Here is a 17,971-nt window from a genome sequence, read left to right on the forward strand (position 1 = left end):
GCGAGGGCAAGGGCGTCGTGAAGTTCTTCAACGGCCAGAAGGGCTTTGGCTTCGTCGTTCGTGACGATGGCGGCGAAGACGTGTTCGTGCACATTTCCGCAGTCGAGCAGGCGGGCCTGACCGGCCTGGCCGAAGGTCAGCCGCTGGAATTCACGCTGGTCGATCGGGGTGGCCGGATCTCCGCCACCGACCTGAAGATCGATGGCGAGCCGATGCCGGTAAGCGACGATCGCGGCCCGCCGCGGGAGCGCGATGCCGCCCCGCGTGGTGGCGCGGGTGCCGGTGGTGGCGCCGGCGGCCCGCAGCGCCAGCTGACGGGTGAAAAGGCGAGCGGAACGGTCAAGTTCTTCAACGCGATGAAGGGCTTCGGCTTCATTCAGCGCGATGATGGACAGCCGGATGCGTTCGTCCACATCTCGGCCGTGGAACGCGCCGGCATGACCAACCTCAACGAAGGCGACCGGCTCGAATTCGAGCTGGAGGTCGACCGTCGCGGCAAATATGCCGCGGTGAACCTCACCTCGCTCGCCTGATCCGCGGGGTCGGGTTCGGCCCCTGATCAGACAAGGGCCCGGTCCTCCCCTCGCGGAGGACCGGGCCTTTTTCTTGGCCGTGCTGCGATACGCTTCCTCGATACGCTCCTTCGGGTCTGCTCGGCCGCTACGCAGCATGAGCGGGTAGAGCAGTGTTCGCGTTGCTCGGAAATGAGCGGGCAGCGGAGGTTTCTCGTTCGCTATCGTCGTCCGGGCCTGTCGACACCCCATCACTGGTTTCACACCGCGCCGCAGTGTAAGGAACGCGCATGCCTTCTCTTCTTCTCGTCATGAGCGGCGGCGCGATCGGATCGGCGCTGCGCTACCTTGTCGGCCGCGCCGCGCTCGCCGCGTTCGGTCCTGCTTTTCCCTGGGGTACGCTTGCCGTGAACCTGATCGGCGGCTGTGGTATGGGTGTGGTCGCCGGCTTGCTCATGCGCCATGCCATCACCGAACCGCTGCGGCTGCTGCTGGCGGTGGGCGTGATGGGCGGCTTCACCACTTTTTCGGCGTTCAGCCTGGAGACAATGACGATGCTCCAGCGCGGCGACGTCGCCGCGGCATCGCTTTATGTCGCGGGATCGGTGGCCGGAGCGCTCCTGGCGCTCTATCTCGGCCTGACTGCCGCACGGGTGCTCGCATGAGCGCGTCCGACGATGTGCGCACTTTCACGGTGAAGCCGGACGACGACGGCATCCGCCTGGATCGCTGGTTCAAGCGCAACCTGCCCGACGCCAGTTTCAACATCGTGTCGCGCTGGTCGCGCACCGGGCAGTTGCGCGTCGATGGCAAGCGGGTCGGCCCCGGTGACCGGGTCGAAGCCGGGCAATCGATCCGTGTGCCCCCCGCGGACGCGCCGACGGCACCGGCCAAGCCCAAGCGCATCGTCGCCGACCTGCCGCCGGAAGACATTGCGTTGATGCAGTCGCTGGTCCTGCACCGCGACAAGCATGCGATCGTGATCAACAAGCCGCCAGGTCTTGCCACGCAGGGCGGAACCAAGACCGACCGCCATGTCGACGGGATGCTGGACGCATTGATGTTCGATGCCGAGGGGCGGCCGAAGCTGGTTCACCGGCTGGACAAGGATACGTCGGGAGTGCTGCTGGTCGCGCGATCCGCGAACGCCGCCGGCCATTTCGCCAAGGCGTTCAGCAGCCGCACCGCACGCAAGGTCTATTGGGCGCTGGTGACCGGCGTGCCGGATGTCCATGACGGCATGATCGAACTGCCGATCGGGAAGCAGCCGGGCACCGGCGGCGAGAAGATGCATGTCGACATGAAGGAAGGCAGCGCGGCGCGCACGCGGTACCGGGTGATCGAACGCGCCGGAAATCGCGCGGCCTGGGTCGAATTGCAGCCCTTTACCGGCCGGACCCACCAGCTGCGCGTGCATATGGCGGCGATCGGCCACCCGATCGTCGGCGATGGCAAATATGGCGGGCAGGACGCATTCCTGACTGGCGGGATCAGCCGCAAGATGCACCTGCATGCGCGCCGGTTGAAGGTGGACCTGCCCGAGGGCGGCGCGCTGGACGTGATCGCGCCATTGCCGACGCATTTCGCCGAAAGCGTCGAGATGCTGGGCTTCGATCCGCTGCGCGCCGACCTGCCGATCGACGAGGTGAAGTTCAGCGAGACTCTGGAGGGCAAGAACCGCGCGGCGCTGAACATCGCCAAGTCCCGCCGCAAGGAGCGCAAGGGCGAACGCCGCGGACGCGGCAGCGAGCGTTGATGCCGGTGGGACTCGAGAGTCTGCCGGCCCGCCCTCATCGTCGGCGGGCGGGTGCAATTGGCCGTCGATCCGCGATCGTCGTGGCATGAACCGGCTGGCGGTGTTCGATTGCGACGGGACGCTGGTCGATTCGCAGGCCAATATCGTCCATGCGATGGCGGTCGCCTTTGCCGAAACCGGGTTGCCGATGCCGCCGCGGGCGCAGGTGCTGGGGATCGTCGGGTTGAGCCTGGTCGAGGCGGTCGCGGCGCTGGTGCCGGACCTGGATGCGGCGGCGCATCGGCTGATCGCGGATCGGTACAAGGCGGCGTTCCAGGCGCAGCGCGGGCGCGGGGAAGTGCAGGAACCGCTGTATGACGGGATCGTGGCGGCGATCGATACGCTGGACGCGGCGGGCTGGTTGCTGGGGGTGGCGACCGGCAAGTCCGATCGCGGGTTGGCGCTGTGCCTGGCGCATCATGGGCTGACGCACCGGTTCGTGACGCTGCAGACCGCGGACCGGCATCCGTCCAAGCCGCATCCTGCGATGCTTGCGCTGGCGATGGCGGAGGCGGGGGCGGCGCCCGAGACCACCGTGATGATCGGCGATACCGCTTTTGATATTGCAATGGGCGCCGCGGCGGGCGTGGCGACGATCGGCGTGACCTGGGGCTATCATGCGCCGGCGCTTCTCATTGCGGAGGGGGCCACCCATATCGCGACGCATCCCGAGCAGCTGCCCGTGTTGGCCGCCGCCTGTATGCCGGAGATCGCATGACGCCCGAAGACATGGAAAAGCTGGCGATGACCCGGTTTGCGATCATCAGTGCGGTGCGCGCGTCGGGTGTGGTGCTGATGCTGTTCGGATTGTGGATCTGGTACGGAGACCTGCTGGATACCGGCGGCAACTGGATGGTGGGCATGCCGCTGTTCGTGCTGGGGATGGCCGAGTCGATGCTGTTGCCACGCTATCTGATCCGCGGATGGCGGAGCCCGCCGCAGCCATGAACCGCGAACGATGAAGCGGTTCTGGACCGAGGTTGCGGTGGTACCGGGACCGGACGGCCATGGCATCACGCTGGACGCGCGGCCGGTGCGGACGCCGGCGCGCCTGCCGCTGATGGTGCCGACGCGCGCGCTGGCCGATGCGGTGGCGGCGGAATGGGCGGCGCAGGGGAAGGAGATCGACCCGCGCAGCATGCCGATGACCGGCCTGGCCAATGCGGCGATCGACCGGGTCGCGCCCGATCCCGCGGCGTTCGTGCCGCCGATTGCGGGCTATGCCGAGACCGATCTGCTCTGTTACCGCGCGGAGGCGCCGGACACGCTGATCACGCGGCAGGCGGCGGCGTGGGATCCGCTGCTCGATTGGGCGCGGGCGCGCTATGACGTCGCGTTGCGGGTAACGGCCGGGATCGTGCATGTCGCGCAACCGCCGGAGACGATCACCCGGCTGCGTGCGGCGGTGGCGGCGCAAACCGCAACGACGCTGGCGGGCCTGTCGCCGCTGACCAGCATTGCCGGATCGCTGGTCGTGGCGCTGGCGGTGATCGAGGGCGCGATCGATGCGGAGGGCGCGTTCGATGCCGCGCATGTGGACGAGTTGTGGCAGGTGGAACGCTGGGGCGAGGACGCGCTGGCGACGGAGGCGCGCGAACTGCGCCGGGCGGATTTCCTGGCGGCGGCGCGGTTCGTGGAACTGGGGCGGGTGGCGTAGGGACACGCCGCGATCCGAGCGGGTGTGTGGCCATGCCATGCGCCGTTCGACGGTGGACGAGGTTGGCTTCTCGGCTACGCTCGGCCCGATCGTACAGTCGTCTTGAGACGAGCCTTGTGGTCACGACAGGTAGGGGCTGCCAACATGATGTTGACACCCCTTCTTGATTTGGCGGGGGTGTCGGTCAGTCAAGCGAAGGCAGCAGTCATTCTGCGGCGACGGTAACGCGCTGCGCCACCGATCGTCGCGAAGCCACCCAGCATCGTCGCCCAGGTTGCTGGCTCCGGAACGGCTGTCAATGTCGTTACGGAGAAGCTGTCGATATCAAAGCCGACGACGGTTCTAAATCCATCGAAACGAAAGTGCGCTTCCGACGTGACAGGCACTGTCCTGTTGATCTGCGTCTCGAAATCGAACGGCAGAATATCGTCGCGAGATGTGAGATTAGCACTTGCGCGTCCGTTAGCACCAACTGCGTCCCCGCCATAACTGTCAAGGCAACAGGTATCGCGCTGGTAGCTCCACACGCGGCTGGAAATTGCGCTTTCTCCGAATTGCCAAACCCCGGAACCGACGGAGTAGGATAAAAGCGGAGAGTTTATGCCCGCGCCCTCACGACGCTTTTCCTGCGGGAATGCAGATAAAATGGACGTCGGCGCATCGATATCGTGGATCAGGCTGATCCACATGCGATCGCCAATGCGTACGGAGTCATCCACGATGTTCGCCGCGTCTTGTAGTACGTCGATCGTGCCGGCAAACCTAATTTCGACCAATGCAGCATCGGCCCCTGACGCCGTGACCAGGGCCGTCAGCAATGCCGTTGCAACGGCAGAACGTGCGATAAAATTCATAGTCGGTCTCCACATGCTAACGGCATGCGGCTAACCGCCCTTCAATTCATCGTCATACCCCAATTGGGGGATGGGGAAACGCCGCGCGACATCGTGCCAGAATAGGACGGTCGCGCAGGTGGTCTTTGCGGATGCGGTCGGTAGAAGCAGGACCGCCTTGCAGCCGGTAAGCCGCGTGTCAGCCGCCGCCCATCAGTTTGCGGGCAAAGCCGATGAGGCCGGTCTGGCGGCTGCGTTTCAGGCGTTCGGCGCGGAGGATGAGGCGGACCTGGGCAAAGCAGCGGTCGACCTCGTCATTGATCAGGACATAGTCATAGCCATCCCAATGGCTGATCTCGCTGGCGGCGCGGGCCATGCGGGCGGCGACGACCTCCGCACTGTCGGTGCCGCGGGCGGCCAGGCGGCGGTTCAGTTCCTCCACCGACGGCGGCAGGATGAAGATCCGCACGACATCGCCACCGGCCTGCTGGAACAGCTGTTGCGCGCCTTGCCAGTCGATATCGAACAGGACGTCGCGACCGGCATCCAGCAGCGCCTTTACCGGGGCTTTCGGCGTGCCGTAGCGATGGTCGAAGACATGCGCCCATTCGTAGAATTCGCCGTCCGCGACCATGCGTTTGAATTCGGGCGTATCGACGAAATGATAATCGCGGCCTTCGACCTCGCCCGGGCGCATCGGGCGGGTTGTGGCGGACACCGACATCGCGATCGATTTGTCCGCATCCAGCAGCATGCGCGCGATCGTCGATTTGCCCGCGCCGGAGGGGGAGGACAGCACGAACAACAGGCCGCGGCGTTGCAGTTCGGTCGCATGCGGCTGGCGACGCTGTGGCAGTGCCGGCGTATCGTTCGGATCGGGCATGCGTCCCCCTTGGCGTGTGGGCGGGGGTGCCGTCAATCGGCCATCGTGCAAAAGCGGCGGTCGCGGGGTGGCCGCGGCACCGTACGGAGCATGGCAAGGCGATTGTCCCCACCGCGCGCCTCGGCTAGGCACCGTCGGCATGAGCGAGCCCGACACCCTGACCCTGAGCGATGCGAGCAGCGACGGCCGGGCGGTGGCGCGCGGATTGTCGATCGTGTCGATTGCCAAATCCTACGACCGGCGGCAGGTGCTGTCGGACGTGTCGCTGGACGTGGCGCGCGGCGAAGTGGTCGGGTTGCTGGGACCGAACGGCGCGGGCAAGACCACCTGCTTCTATTCGGTGATGGGGCTGGTGAAGCCGGACGCGGGCCGGATCCTGCTGGACGGCGAGGATATCACCGGCTTGCCGATGTACCGCCGCGCGATCCTGGGGCTCGGCTATCTGCCGCAGGAGACGTCGATCTTTCGCGGCCTGACCGTCGCGCAGAACATCATGGCGGTGCTGGAGCTGGCAGAACCGGACAAGACGGCGCGTGCCGCCAAGCTGGAGACGTTGCTGGAGGAATTCCACATCGGCCGGCTGCGCGATTCGCCGGCGATGGCGTTGTCGGGCGGCGAACGGCGGCGGTGCGAGATTGCGCGCGCGTTGGCAGCGGACCCGTCGATCATGCTGCTGGACGAACCCTTTGCGGGTATCGACCCGATTTCAATCGCGGATATCCGCGATCTGGTGAAGGACCTGAAACGGCGCGATATCGGCGTGCTGATCACCGACCATAATGTCCGCGAGACCCTGGATATCGTCGATCGCGCCTGCATCATCTATGACGGCAAGGTGCTGTTCCAGGGGTCGCCGCAGGCGCTGGTCGCCGACGAGAATGTGCGGCGGCTGTATCTGGGCGAGAGCTTCGCGCTGTAGAGCGATGGCGGGGCCCCTGGTCGACACGCCGTTTCCAAACCACATGCCTGGGCGGGCCCGGCGATGAGCCTCGCGCCGCGTCTGGACCTGCGCCAGTCGCAATCGCTGGTGATGACGCCGCAGTTGCAGCAGGCGATCAAGCTGCTGGCGCTGTCGAATCTGGAGGTCGAGGGGTTCATCGCCGAGGAGTTGGAGAAGAACCCGCTGCTGGATACCGGGCGCGAGGAAGGCGAGGCGCCGGAGGGGCCGATGGTCGAGGCCAACGTCGCGGAGGCTGGCGAGGCGGCGACCGCGGACCAGTTGATCGCCGGCGGCGATGCCGCGGCGGACCAGCCGCTGGACGTCGATTATGACGCCGAAACCTTCATCCATGACGGGCCGACCGATGGCGGGCGCGGGATGGACGGCGGGCTGGGCCTGGACGGCGCGGCCGCGGGCGGCGGGGTGCCGGAGGACGGCCAGGGATTCGAAGCGACGCTGGCCGAGGACCTGTCGCTGCAGGACCATCTGCTGGCGCAGGCGGGGCAGGTGCTGGCGGGTGTCGACCTGTTGATCGCCGGGCACCTGATCGACCTGATCGACGAGGCGGGATATCTGACGGGCGAGATTGCGGATGTCGCTGCCCGGCTGGGCGTCGCGGTGGCGCAGGTCGAACGCGTGCTGACGGTGGTGCAGGGGTTGGAGCCGACCGGCGTGGCGGCGCGTGGATTGGCCGAATGCCTGGCGTTGCAGGCGCGCGAGGCGGACCGGTACGACCCGTGCATGGCGGCGCTGATCGCGAACCTGGACCTGGTCGCGCGGGGCGCTTTGGGGCAGCTGCGCAAGATCTGCGGGGTCGACGACGAGGATCTGGCCGACATGATCCGCGAGCTGCGCGGCTATGATCCGAAGCCGGGGCTACGCTTTGGCGGCGGGCGGATCGAGGCGGTGTCGCCCGACATCTTCGTGGCCAGGCGTGGCGGCGGTTGGGCGATCGAGCTGAACAGTGCGACCTTGCCGCGGGTGCTGATCAATCGCAGCTATTATGTCGAATTGTCCGGCGGCGCGCAGGACAAGGCATCGAAGGCGTGGCTGGCGGAATGCATGACCAGTGCGAACTGGCTGGTGAAGGCGCTGGACCAGCGCGCACGCACGATCGTGAAGGTCGCGACCGAGCTGGTGAAGCAGCAGGAGGCGTTCTTTCGCCACGGCGTGACGCAGCTGCGTCCGCTGACGCTGAAAACCGTAGCGGATGCGATCGGGATGCACGAATCGACCGTCAGCCGGGTGACATCAAACAAATATCTGAGCTGCGAACGCGGGCTGTTCGAACTCAAATATTTCTTTACCAGTGGTATCCAGTCCGCCGATGGCGGCGAGGCGGCGTCGGCGGAAGCGGTGAAGGACGCAATCGCCAAGCTGATCGCGGCGGAGGGGAGGGCGGTGCTGTCCGACGACGCGCTGGTCGATCATCTGAAGCGCCAGGGCTTCGACATCGCGCGGCGAACGGTGGCGAAATACCGCGAGGCGATCGGCCTGGGATCAAGCGTGCAGCGGCGGCGGCAGAAGGCGTTGGCGGGGTAGACCGTTCCAGATCGTGATGGCGTGGTGGTGGTCAGCAGCTCATGGCCGGTAGCCGGCGGCGCGCAGCCTTCCGGTCCGCTGCAGGATTACGCTGAGGTACCATCCCCGCGATCGGCGCTATACCGGTTCGCCTGGGGAAGCCAGGACTTCGGCGCAGTAGATCCGGGCGACGGGATGGCCGTCATGGTCGGCGATTTCAACACGGCCGTGGGGGTCGAAGCGTTGGCTTGCCGGGCATCCGCCCATCGAGCAGATCCAGCCATTGGCACGTGCCATCGCGTCTCGAAGACCGGGCTCTTCCCGCCGCTCTTCGCGCAAGATCGTTCCTCGACGGTCGCATATACGTTCATAGTAGGTTGCCATGCCGTGTTAACGTGTTGCGAACGTTCGGGTTTCTGCTTCTAACGTGTATTATGGCGATTGTGGCATGGCTCCTGCCGCGAGGCTGGCAGCACCCGGCTGAGTGCTGCGTGGCGGTCACAACACCCGGTACGGGACCACGTCGCGCACGTCGGGGTCGATCGCGATGGCGCGGTCGGCGGGGGGAAAGGCGCGTTGGTCGCAGTCGGGGCGGGGGCAGAGGCGGCAGCTGATGCCGATCGGGGTGGGCTGGTGGCCGATGCCGTCGGCGTAGATGAAGTCGGCGGCATGTTCGACCTCGCAGCCGAGCGCTACCGCATAGCGGCGCGGCGCGCGGGCGTAGCTGCCGCTGGGTTTGACGAGACCCTTGGCCATCGAGACGTAGCGGACGCCGTCCGGGGTTTCGGCCAGCTGGACGAGGATGCGGTCGGGGATCGCGACCGCCTCATGCACGATCCACAAGGGACAGGCGCCGCCGAAGCGGGCGAAGGCGAGGCGGGTGGCGGAGTGCCGCTTGGTGATGTTGCCGGCCATGTCGACACGGCAGAAGAAGACCGGAATCCCGCGTTGGCCGGGGCGTTGCAGCGTGGAGAGGCGGTGACAGGCCTGTTCGAAGCTGACGTCGAAGCGCTGGCACAGCCGGTCGATATCGTGGCGGGCGGCGCGGGCGGCGCGCGCGAAGCGGGTGTAGGGCATCAGCAGGGCGCCGGCGGCATGATTGGCAAGGCCGATGGCGAGCAAGGGGCGCGCGGCGGCGCTGATGTCTGCGCCGTCGACGATGTCGGCGATGATTTCCGCCTGGGCCAGCGCCGCGATCTGGTGCGCGAGCAGGAAACGCTGGCTGGTGGCAGGGAGCGCGCGGTTGAGGGTGAGCGTGCGGGTGGCGCGGTCGTAACGGCGGAGCGGGGGCGCGTCGCCGCCGGCATGGCGGAGATGGATGTCCTGCGCCGCGAGATGGGCGGTGAGCGCGGCGGTGGTGGGGCTGTCGTCCCCGGTGGCGATCAGCGCTTCGGCGATCGCTTCGGCGGCGCGGTCGAGCGGGTCGACATAGTTGCCGGCGGCGTGGAACCAGTCGCGCACCTCCTCCCAAGGCAGGCGACGGCCGTCGGCGATGCCGCTGGCGGTGGCTTCGTCGGCGATGTGGCGGCGATCCTCCGCCTGGCGCCAGGCGGCGTGCAGCGCGAGGAATCGATCGACGAGCGCGGGGTTCTGTTCCGCGGTGCGGGCAAGGCCGTCGGGCGGCGTGAAGCCGGCGAGGACGGGATCGGCCATCGCCTCCGCCAGCGCCGCCAGCCGGCGGGCGGGGGCGTCGCCGGCGTCCTGCCAGTCGAGCGGGAAATGGCGGGCGAGCGCCGCGGCGACGGCGGCGGTGACGGGGCGGTCGTCATTCTCAAGCTGCGACAGATAGCTGATCGAGAGACCGAGCCGTTCGGCCATCGCCGCCTGGCCCAGGCCGGCGGTGCGGCGGAGTGTCTTGAGTTCGGGACCGGCGAAGCGGCGGGGGCGGGGCATGACGGTTTCTTCTGCCGTTGTTCGAGCGCGCGATCGAGGAGCGGGGCGCACCCCCGCGCAGGCCGAGGACCAGTTCGCGTGTTCCGGGCTAAATGCCGGCTAGACCTGAACTGGACCCCCGCCTGCGCCGGGGGTAGTGCTTCGCCGGCAATTTGCAAACTCCTCCTTCGCAACTTTGCAAGTTCACATTTGCGTTGGTGCGCGCAGGATGGGAGGAGGCGGTGGAGGAGAGATGCATGCTGGCGATCCTGGAACGGCTGGAAGCGAAGCGGGCGGAGGCGCGGGCGGGCGGCGGGCCGGCGCGGGTTACGGCGCAGCATGCCAAGGGGCGGTTGACCGCGCGCGAGCGGCTGGACGTGTTGCTGGACGACGGGTCGTTCGAGGAGCTGGACGCCTATGTCGAGCATAATTGCGTCGATTTCGGCATGCAGGACCAGGTGTTTCCGGGCGACGGCGTGGTCACCGGATCGGGCACGATCAACGGGCGGCTGGTGTTCGTGTTCAGCCAAGATTTCACGGTGTTCGGCGGATCGCTGTCGGAACGGCATGCGCAGAAGATCTGCAAGATCATGGACATGGCGTTGAAGGTCGGCGCGCCGGTGATCGGGCTGAACGACAGCGGCGGCGCGCGCATCCAGGAGGGCGTCGCATCGCTGGGCGGATATGCCGAGGTGTTCCAGCGCAACGTGCTGGCATCGGGCGTGGTGCCGCAGATCTCGGTCATCATGGGGCCGTGCGCGGGCGGCGCGGTCTATTCGCCGGCGATGACCGACTTCATCTTCATGGTGAAGGATTCGAGCTATATGTTCGTCACCGGGCCGGAGGTGGTGAAGACCGTCACCAACGAGGTGGTGACCCAGGAGGAGCTGGGCGGCGCGGTGACGCATACGACCAAGTCCGGGGTGGCGGACCTGGCGTTCGACAATGATATCGACACATTGCTGGCGACGCGCGATTTCGTCGATTTCCTGCCCGCGTCGAACCGGGTGGAGCCGCCGGTGCGGCCGACGACCGATCCGTGGGACCGGATCGAACCGGCGCTGGACACGCTGATCCCCGACAGCAGCAACAAGCCCTACGACATGCGCGAGCTGATCGCGCGGGTGGTGGACGAGGGCGATTTCTTCGAGACGCAGCCGACGCATGCCGGCAACATCCTGACCGGGTTCGGGCGGGTCGAGGGCCGGACGGTGGGCATCGTGGCGAATCAGCCGATGGTGCTGGCCGGCGTGCTGGACATCAATTCATCGAGGAAGGCGGCGCGGTTCGTGCGGTTCTGCGACGCGTTCGACATCCCGATCCTGACCTTTGTCGATGTGCCGGGCTTCCTGCCGGGTGTGGCGCAGGAGCATAACGGCATCATCAAGCACGGCGCCAAGCTGCTGTTCGCCTATGCCGAGGCGACGGTGCCGAAGATCACGGTGATCACGCGCAAGGCCTATGGCGGCGCCTATGACGTGATGGCGTCGAAGCATCTGCGCGGCGACCTGAACTATGCGTGGCCGACCGCGGAGATCGCGGTGATGGGGGCCAAGGGCGCGGTCGAGATCATCTTTCGCAAGGAAGCCGGCGACCCGGACAAGATCGCCGAGCGGACCGCCGAATATGAGGCGCGGTTCGCCAACCCGTTCGTGGCGGCAGCGAAGGGCTTCATCGACGAGGTGATCATGCCGCATTCGACCCGGCGGCGGGTGGCGCTGGGCCTGCGCAAGCTGCGCGGCAAGGTGCTGGAGAATCCTTGGAAGAAGCATGACAATATCCCGCTCTGACGCCGCAATGACGATCGGTCGCCTGAACCACATCGGCATCGCCACGCCGTCGATCACGGCGTCGCTGGCGGTGTATCGCGATCTGCTGGGCGGCACGGCGGGGGAGCCGTTCGACCTGCCGGCGCAGGGGGTGCGGGTGTGTTTCGTGGATGTGCCCAATACGCAGATCGAGCTGATCGAGCCGCTGGGGGCGGCGTCGCCGATCCATGGGTTTCTGGCGAAGAACCCGGCGGGCGGGCAGCATCATGTGTGTTTCGAGGTGGACGATATCACTGCGGCGGTGGCGGCGATGACGGCACGCGGCGCCCGCATACTGGGCGTGCCGCGGATCGGAGCGCATGGGACGCCGGTGGTGTTCCTGCATCCCCGGGACATGGGCGGCGTGCTGGTCGAGTTGATGGAAGCGCCGGGGGCGGAGCATTGATCGTCCCCACGTCCGTTTGGTTCGAGCCTGTCGAGAATGGGACATGTTTCGCAGCGTTCTGGGCGAGCACGAACCGAACGGGTTGGGTATTGGTGTGAAAGTGGGAACGCGATGACCGACTATACTTCCATCCGATACGACTTGGCCGATGCCGTCGCGACGATCACGCTGGCGCGGGCGGAGCGGTTGAACGCGATCGTGCCGGACATGCTGGCGGAGATCGGACAGGCGCTGGACCGGGCGGTGGCGGAGGGCGCGCGCGCGTTGCTGATCGCGGGCGAGGGGCGGGCCTTCTGTTCGGGCGCCGATCTGGTCGCGCGGAGTTCGGGCGGCCTGCCCGACGATCTCGGGCAGCTGCTGGAGACGCACTATAATCCCCTGGCCATCAAGCTGTCCGAACTGCCGATCCCGGTGGTGACGGCGGTGCAGGGCGCGGCGGCGGGGGCGGGATGTTCGCTGGCGCTGCACGGCGATTTCGTGGTGGCGGCGCAGTCGGCCTATTTCCTGCTGGCGTTCGTCAATATCGGGCTGGTGCCGGATTTCGGCGCGACGTGGCTGGTGGCGAAGGGCGCGGGGCGCGCGAAGGCGCTGGAGATGATGTTGCTGGGCGAGCGCGTGCCCGCGGAGAAGGCGGAGAGCTGGGGCCTGATTCACAGGGTGGTGGCAGACGACAGGCTGATGGCGGAGGCACAGGCGCTGGCGCAGCGGCTGGCGGCGGGGCCGACGCAGGCGATGGGAATGATTCGCCGCGCGGTGGGGCAGGCGCTGGTGACGACCTTGCCCGAAGTGCTGGCGCAGGAGGCGATCGACCAGCGCCGGGCCGGGCGAACGACGGATTTCATGGCGGGCGTGACCGCCTTCATCGGCAAGCGTCCGGCGGAGTTTACGGGACGATGAGCGCGAAGGACAAGACGGCTTCGTCCGCAGCAGGACCGTGCGGGGTCGGGCGTGGTCCCGCCGCGCTGACCCGCTTCCAGGAAGGGGAGCGGCAGCGATGACCGCGCCAGTCGCACCCGCCATGCCGGGCGAGGATCCGGGGGTTGCGCCCAAGCCGGGCGACGTGCCCGAACCGGTCGCCAATCCCCGCCGCGAGGACTGGGCGAAGGCGGCCGCCAAGGAAACCAAGGGCCGCGATCTGGACTGGCACACGCCGGAAGGGATCGTGGTCAAGCCGCTTTATACCGCAGAGGATGTGGCGGGGATCGATCCCGGCCTGCCCGGTTTCGCGCCGTTCACGCGCGGGGTGCGCGCGTCGATGTATGCGGGGCGGCCGTGGACGATCCGGCAATATGCGGGATTTTCGACCGCAGAGGCATCCAACGCCTTCTATCGCCGCAACCTGGCGGCGGGGCAGAAGGGGTTGTCGGTCGCGTTCGATCTGGCGACGCACCGCGGCTATGACAGCGACCATGGCCGAGTGACGGGCGATGTCGGCAAGGCCGGCGTGGCGATCGACACGATCGACGACATGAAGATCCTGTTCGACGGCATCCCGCTGGACCAGATGTCGGTCAGCATGACGATGAACGGCGCGGTAATCCCGATCCTGGCGTTCTTCATCGTCGCCGGCGAGGAACAGGGGGTGCCGCAGCACCTGCTGGACGGGACCATCCAGAACGACATCCTGAAGGAGTTCATGGTCCGCAACACCTATATCTATCCGCCCGAACCCAGCATGCGGATCATCGCGGACATCATCGGCTACACATCGGCGCATATGCCGAAGTTCAACAGCATCTCGATCTCCGGCTATCATATGCAGGAGGCGGGCGCGACGCAGGTGCAGGAACTGGCCTTCACCATTGCCGACGGGATGGAATATGCCCGCGCCGCGATGGCGAAGGGGCAGGATCTGGACGCGTTCGCCGGGCGGCTGTCCTTCTTCTTCGCGATCGGCATGAACTTCTTCATGGAAGTGGCGAAGCTGCGCGCCGCGCGGAAGCTGTGGCACCGGGTGATGACCGATCTGGGCGCGAAGGACGAGCGGTCGAAGATGCTGCGCACGCATTGCCAGACGTCGGGCGTGTCGCTGACCGAGCAGGACCCGTACAACAACGTCATCCGCACGACGGTGGAGGCGATGGCGGCGGCGTTCGGGGGGACGCAATCGCTGCACACCAACGCGCTGGACGAGGCGATCGCGCTGCCGACCGACTTCTCCGCGCGGATCGCGCGCAACACGCAGATCGTGTTGCAGGAGGAAACCGGAATCACGAAGGTCGTCGATCCGCTGGGCGGGAGCTATTATGTCGAGGCGCTGACGCAGCAGCTGCATGACGAGGCCTGGGCGATCATCGCGGAGGTCGAGGCGCTGGGCGGCATGACCAAGGCGGTGGCGAGTGGGATGCCGAAGCGCCGGATCGAGGAGGCCGCGGCGGGATTTGCGGCGCGCGTCGATCGCGGCGAGGCGGTGATCGTCGGCGTGAACAAATATCGGCTGAAGGACGAAGATCCGATCGACATCCTGGACGTCGACAATGTCGCGGTGCGCGAGGCGCAGGTGGCGCGGATCGCACGGGTGAAGGCGGGGCGCGACGAAGCCGCCTGTGCCGCGGCGCTGGCGGCGTTGACGGAGGGCGCGCGCGGCGAGGCTAACCTGCTGGCGCTGGCGGTGGACTGCGCACGGGCGCGGGCGACGCTGGGCGAGATTTCGGCGGCGATGGAGACGGTGTTCGGGCGGTACGGAACGCAACCGACGCCGGTGTCCGGCATCTATGGCGGCGCGCATGCCGAGGATGCGGCGTGGCATGGCTTGCAGGAGGGCGTGACCGCAATCGGGCGGCGCAAGGGACGGCCGCCGCGGATGCTGGTCGCGAAGATGGGGCAGGACGGGCATGATCGCGGCGCGAACCTGGTATCGTCGGCGTTCGGCGACCTGGGGTTCGAGATCGTTGCCGGCCCCCTGTTCCAGACGCCGCGGGAGGCCGCCGAGCTGGCGATTTCCAAGGATGTCGACGTGGTGGGCGCATCCAGCCTGGCGGCGGGGCACAAGACGCTGATCCCAGAGCTGATCGGGCATCTGCGCGATGCCGGGCGCAGCGATATCAAGGTGATCGCGGGCGGCGTGATCCCAGCGCAGGATTACCAGATTCTGCGCGATGCCGGCGTTCAGGGGATCTTCGGCCCGGGTACGAACCTGGTGGACGCCGCGGGGCAGGTGTTGCAGTTGCTGGGGCACAATGTGCCGCCGGTGGGCGTGGAGATGGTATGAGCGAGATGTTGACGATGGAGCCCCCCGCCCGCGCGCGGGCGCAGGTCGTGCACGCGGATGTTGCCGCGCTGTTCGACCTGCCGTTCATGGACCTGCTGTACCGCGCGCAGACGGTGCACCGGGCACATCATGATGCGAACCGGGTGCAGTTGTCGACATTGCTGTCGATCAAGACCGGCGGATGCGCGGAGAATTGCGGCTATTGTTCGCAATCGGCGGCGTTCGACACCGGGTTGAAGGCATCGAAGCTGATGGACCATGATGCGGTGGTGGCATCGGCGAAGGCGGCGAAGGCGGCGGGGTCCGAACGCTTCTGCATGGGGGCGGCGTGGCGGAGCCCGAAGGAGCGCGACATGCCCGCGCTGACCGCGATGGTGGCGGAGGTCAAGGCGCTGGGCCTGGAGACGTGCATGACGCTGGGCATGCTGGATCGCAGCCAGGCGGATCGGCTGGCCGAGGCGGGGCTGGATTATTACAACCATAATCTGGACAGCGGGCCGGATTTCTACGGCGAGGTCGTGACGACGCGGACCTATGGCGACCGGCTGGATACGCTGGAGCATGTCCGCGCATCGGGTATGGCGGTGTGTTGCGGTGGCATATTGGGTATGGGCGAGACGCGGGCGGACCGGGTGGATTTCCTGCATGCGCTGGCGACGTTGCCCAAGCATCCGGAGAGCGTGCCGCTGAATGCGCTGGTGCCGATCAAGGGCACGCCGATCGGCGACCGCATGATCGAACAGGGCGAGGCGCGGATCGATGATATCGAATTCGTGCGGACGGTGGCGGTGGCGCGCATCCTGATGCCGACGTCCAGCGTGCGCCTGTCCGCCGGGCGGGAAAGCATGAGCCAGTCGACGCAGGCGCTGTGTTTCCTGGCGGGCGCCAACTCGATCTTTACGGGCGATCGGCTGTTGACGACCGGCAACGCCGGCGGGGATGCGGACGGCGCGTTGTTCGCGACGCTGGGGCTGATGCCGATGGGCGCCGGCGCATGATCGCCTCCGCGCTGATGCTGGCGATGCAGGCGGCGGTGCCCAGTGCGGAAACCCTGGCGGCGCATCCGCCGATGGTTTCGATGCCGGCCACGCAGCCGCAGCGGGTCGCGATCGACCCTGTGGAAGCGATCGCGCTGTTCCGGGCGCTGTGCCTGCCGCATCTGACCGATGCAGGCGCGTTCGTGGTGGCGGTGGCCGGATCGGGTGTGCCGTTCACGACGGTGCCGAGCCGCGATGGGGGGACAGGCCAGACATGGCGTTCGGATCGGGCATTGATCCGGTACGGCCAGAGCGCGGATGGCGCGACGCGCTGCACCTTGCTGGCGCGGACGGCGAAAAGTGTCGATCAGCTGAGTTTTTCGGCGAAACTGGCCGAAGCGCTGGCGCTGAAGACCGGGCGGACGCGGACCGGCAAGGGGCAGGGCGTGACCGAATGGTCAGCCGCAGGACCGGAGGGCCGCACGGTGCAGATTTCGGCGGCGACCCGCAACGCGGCGGGCGGTGCGGGCATGGACATCCGCCTGTCGGCGGCACTGGGGAAGTAGACCCGGTCCTGGTTTTTGAAGGATCGGCAATCGGCATCGCATGAGGCCGATGATGGAAAAGGGGCACGCATGTTCGAGAAGATCCTGATCGCCAACCGCGGCGAAATCGCATGTCGGGTGATCCGGACCGCGCGGGCGATGGGGATCAAGACCGTTGCGGTCTATTCCGATGCCGACGCGCGCAGCCCGCATGTGCAGATGGCGGACCAGTCGGTGCGGCTGGGACCGCCGCCGGCGTCGGAAAGCTATCTGCTGGCCGACGCGATCCTGCTGGCGGCGCGCGAGACGGGCGCGCAAGCGGTGCATCCGGGCTACGGGTTCCTATCGGAGCGCGAGAGCTTCGCGCGGCTGCTGGCGGAGAACGACATCGCGTTCATCGGTCCGCCGCCCGGCGCCATCGCCGCGATGGGCGACAAGATCGAGTCGAAGAAGCTGGCGCAGGGCGCGGGCGTATCGGTGGTGCCGGGGTTCATCGGCGAGATCCGCGACACGGATCATGCGGTCGAGATCGCCGGCGGCATCGGCTATCCCGTGATGATGAAGGCATCGGCCGGCGGCGGCGGCAAGGGGATGCGGCTGGCCTGGTCCGAACGCGACGTGCGCGAAGGATTCGAGGCGACCAAGCGCGAAGGGCTGGCGTCGTTCGGTGACGACCGCGTGTTCATCGAGAAGTTCGTCGAAAGCCCGCGCCATATCGAGATTCAGTTGCTGGGCGATCAGCATGGCAATCTGGTCTATCTAAGCGAGCGCGAATGTTCGATCCAGCGGCGCCACCAGAAGGGGGTGGAGGAAGCGCCATCCCCGTTCGTGACGCCGGAGATGCGACGCGCGATGGGTGAGCAGGCGGTCGAACTGGCGCGGGCGGTGGGCTATTTCTCCGCCGGGACGGTCGAGTTCATCGCCGGCGCGGATCGCAGTTTCTATTTCCTGGAAATGAACACCCGGCTGCAGGTGGAGCATCCGGTGACGGAATGTGTGACCGGGCTCGAT

At 67.1% G+C, this 17,971-nt stretch carries 18 protein-coding genes; 15 read left to right on the top strand and 3 right to left on the bottom strand.

Annotated features, from left to right (window positions below):
• From VF649_RS12860 to VF649_RS12885, 6 genes are all read left to right on the top strand, one after another.
• Positions 1 to 533 (top strand): cold-shock protein (locus tag VF649_RS12860; protein WP_331012355.1); only part of this gene is annotated, 533 nt, incomplete at its 5' end.
• 269 nt (positions 534 to 802) lie between these two features.
• Complete coding sequence (crcB, locus tag VF649_RS12865; RefSeq protein ID WP_331012356.1) at positions 803 to 1,177, top strand: fluoride efflux transporter CrcB; 375 nt, start codon at positions 803 to 805, stop codon at positions 1,175 to 1,177.
• Positions 1,174 to 2,268: an RluA family pseudouridine synthase gene (locus tag VF649_RS12870; RefSeq protein WP_331012357.1), complete on the top strand. Its 1,095-nt coding sequence runs from the start codon at positions 1,174 to 1,176 to the stop codon at positions 2,266 to 2,268. The genes crcB and VF649_RS12870 overlap by 4 nt, the downstream gene beginning before the upstream one ends.
• Before the next feature lie 85 nt (positions 2,269 to 2,353).
• Positions 2,354 to 3,025: an HAD-IA family hydrolase gene (locus tag VF649_RS12875; protein WP_331012358.1), complete on the top strand. Its 672-nt coding sequence runs from the start codon at positions 2,354 to 2,356 to the stop codon at positions 3,023 to 3,025.
• Complete coding sequence (locus tag VF649_RS12880) at positions 3,022 to 3,255, top strand: hypothetical protein (RefSeq protein ID WP_331012359.1); 234 nt, start codon at positions 3,022 to 3,024, stop codon at positions 3,253 to 3,255. Before VF649_RS12875 ends, VF649_RS12880 begins: the two co-directional genes overlap by 4 nt.
• 10 nt (positions 3,256 to 3,265) lie before the next feature.
• Positions 3,266 to 3,964: an ATP12 family chaperone protein gene (locus tag VF649_RS12885; RefSeq protein ID WP_331012360.1), complete on the top strand. Its 699-nt coding sequence runs from the start codon at positions 3,266 to 3,268 to the stop codon at positions 3,962 to 3,964.
• 188 nt (positions 3,965 to 4,152) lie between these two features.
• Here the strand turns inward: VF649_RS12885 and VF649_RS12890 are convergent, their stop codons facing one another.
• Positions 4,153 to 4,818, bottom strand: a complete 666-nt coding sequence (locus VF649_RS12890; RefSeq protein WP_331012361.1) for a PEPxxWA-CTERM sorting domain-containing protein — start codon at positions 4,816 to 4,818, stop codon at positions 4,153 to 4,155.
• Positions 4,819 to 4,996: 178 nt separating this feature from the next.
• Positions 4,997 to 5,680: a guanylate kinase gene (gene gmk, locus VF649_RS12895; protein ID WP_331012362.1), complete on the bottom strand. Its 684-nt coding sequence runs from the start codon at positions 5,678 to 5,680 to the stop codon at positions 4,997 to 4,999.
• Positions 5,681 to 5,819: 139 nt separating this feature from the next.
• On the opposite strand from gmk, the gene lptB reads away from it, so the two are divergent.
• Positions 5,820 to 6,599 (top strand): LPS export ABC transporter ATP-binding protein, encoded by a 780-nt coding sequence (gene lptB, locus VF649_RS12900; RefSeq protein WP_331012363.1) that lies wholly within the window; start codon positions 5,820 to 5,822, stop codon positions 6,597 to 6,599.
• Between the two features lie 63 nt (positions 6,600 to 6,662).
• Positions 6,663 to 8,162, top strand: coding sequence for an RNA polymerase factor sigma-54 (rpoN, locus tag VF649_RS12905; RefSeq protein WP_331012364.1), 1,500 nt, complete (start codon positions 6,663 to 6,665; stop codon positions 8,160 to 8,162).
• 477 nt (positions 8,163 to 8,639) lie between these two features.
• On the opposite strand, the gene VF649_RS12910 is transcribed toward rpoN, so the two are convergent.
• Positions 8,640 to 10,034, bottom strand: a complete 1,395-nt coding sequence (locus tag VF649_RS12910) for a helix-turn-helix domain-containing protein (protein WP_331012365.1) — start codon at positions 10,032 to 10,034, stop codon at positions 8,640 to 8,642.
• Between the two features lie 236 nt (positions 10,035 to 10,270).
• On the opposite strand from VF649_RS12910, the gene VF649_RS12915 reads away from it, so the two are divergent.
• From VF649_RS12915 to VF649_RS12945, 7 genes are all read left to right on the top strand, one after another.
• Positions 10,271 to 11,803, top strand: a complete 1,533-nt coding sequence (locus tag VF649_RS12915) for an acyl-CoA carboxylase subunit beta (protein ID WP_331012366.1) — start codon at positions 10,271 to 10,273, stop codon at positions 11,801 to 11,803.
• Positions 11,804 to 11,810: 7 nt separating this feature from the next.
• A complete protein-coding gene (mce, locus tag VF649_RS12920; protein WP_331012367.1) occupies positions 11,811 to 12,227 on the top strand; it encodes a methylmalonyl-CoA epimerase in 417 nt (138 codons plus the stop codon).
• Between the two features lie 111 nt (positions 12,228 to 12,338).
• Positions 12,339 to 13,124 carry an enoyl-CoA hydratase-related protein gene (locus VF649_RS12925; RefSeq protein WP_331012368.1) on the top strand — a complete coding sequence of 262 codons (786 nt, stop codon included), beginning with the start codon at positions 12,339 to 12,341 and terminating at the stop codon, positions 13,122 to 13,124.
• A gap of 97 nt (positions 13,125 to 13,221) precedes the next feature.
• The gene (gene scpA / locus VF649_RS12930) at positions 13,222 to 15,438 is read left to right on the top strand and encodes a methylmalonyl-CoA mutase (protein WP_331012369.1); all 2,217 of its coding nucleotides are present in this window, start codon (positions 13,222 to 13,224) and stop codon (positions 15,436 to 15,438) included.
• Positions 15,439 to 15,443: 5 nt separating this feature from the next.
• On the top strand, positions 15,444 to 16,436 hold the full coding sequence (gene bioB / locus VF649_RS12935; RefSeq protein ID WP_414713680.1) for a biotin synthase BioB: 993 nt from the start codon (positions 15,444 to 15,446) through the stop codon (positions 16,434 to 16,436).
• The gene (locus tag VF649_RS12940; RefSeq protein WP_331012371.1) at positions 16,433 to 16,981 is read left to right on the top strand and encodes a hypothetical protein; all 549 of its coding nucleotides are present in this window, start codon (positions 16,433 to 16,435) and stop codon (positions 16,979 to 16,981) included. The genes bioB and VF649_RS12940 overlap by 4 nt, the downstream gene beginning before the upstream one ends.
• 69 nt (positions 16,982 to 17,050) lie before the next feature.
• Positions 17,051 to 17,971 (top strand): acetyl-CoA carboxylase biotin carboxylase subunit (locus tag VF649_RS12945; RefSeq protein ID WP_331012372.1); only part of this gene is annotated, 921 nt, incomplete at its 3' end.

It is taken from the genome of Sphingomonas sp. (assembly GCF_036387535.1).
Lineage (GTDB): Bacteria > Pseudomonadota > Alphaproteobacteria > Sphingomonadales > Sphingomonadaceae > Sphingomonas_R.

Coding starts and splice junctions, on each gene's coding strand:
- rpoN (WP_331012364.1), top strand. CDS start 6,663: ATGAGCCTCGCGCCGCGTCTGGACCTGCGCCAGTCGCAATCGCTGGTG.
- VF649_RS12940 (WP_331012371.1), top strand. CDS start 16,433: ATGATCGCCTCCGCGCTGATGCTGGCGATGCAGGCGGCGGTGCCCAGT.
- gmk (WP_331012362.1), bottom strand. CDS start 5,680: ATGCCCGATCCGAACGATACGCCGGCACTGCCACAGCGTCGCCAGCCG.
- lptB (WP_331012363.1), top strand. CDS start 5,820: ATGAGCGAGCCCGACACCCTGACCCTGAGCGATGCGAGCAGCGACGGC.
- VF649_RS12870 (WP_331012357.1), top strand. CDS start 1,174: ATGAGCGCGTCCGACGATGTGCGCACTTTCACGGTGAAGCCGGACGAC.
- VF649_RS12915 (WP_331012366.1), top strand. CDS start 10,271: ATGCTGGCGATCCTGGAACGGCTGGAAGCGAAGCGGGCGGAGGCGCGG.
- bioB (WP_414713680.1), top strand. CDS start 15,444: ATGTTGACGATGGAGCCCCCCGCCCGCGCGCGGGCGCAGGTCGTGCAC.
- VF649_RS12890 (WP_331012361.1), bottom strand. CDS start 4,818: ATGAATTTTATCGCACGTTCTGCCGTTGCAACGGCATTGCTGACGGCC.
- VF649_RS12885 (WP_331012360.1), top strand. CDS start 3,266: ATGAAGCGGTTCTGGACCGAGGTTGCGGTGGTACCGGGACCGGACGGC.
- VF649_RS12910 (WP_331012365.1), bottom strand. CDS start 10,034: ATGCCCCGCCCCCGCCGCTTCGCCGGTCCCGAACTCAAGACACTCCGC.
- scpA (WP_331012369.1), top strand. CDS start 13,222: ATGACCGCGCCAGTCGCACCCGCCATGCCGGGCGAGGATCCGGGGGTT.
- mce (WP_331012367.1), top strand. CDS start 11,811: ATGACGATCGGTCGCCTGAACCACATCGGCATCGCCACGCCGTCGATC.
- VF649_RS12925 (WP_331012368.1), top strand. CDS start 12,339: ATGACCGACTATACTTCCATCCGATACGACTTGGCCGATGCCGTCGCG.
- crcB (WP_331012356.1), top strand. CDS start 803: ATGCCTTCTCTTCTTCTCGTCATGAGCGGCGGCGCGATCGGATCGGCG.
- VF649_RS12875 (WP_331012358.1), top strand. CDS start 2,354: ATGAACCGGCTGGCGGTGTTCGATTGCGACGGGACGCTGGTCGATTCG.
- VF649_RS12880 (WP_331012359.1), top strand. CDS start 3,022: ATGACGCCCGAAGACATGGAAAAGCTGGCGATGACCCGGTTTGCGATC.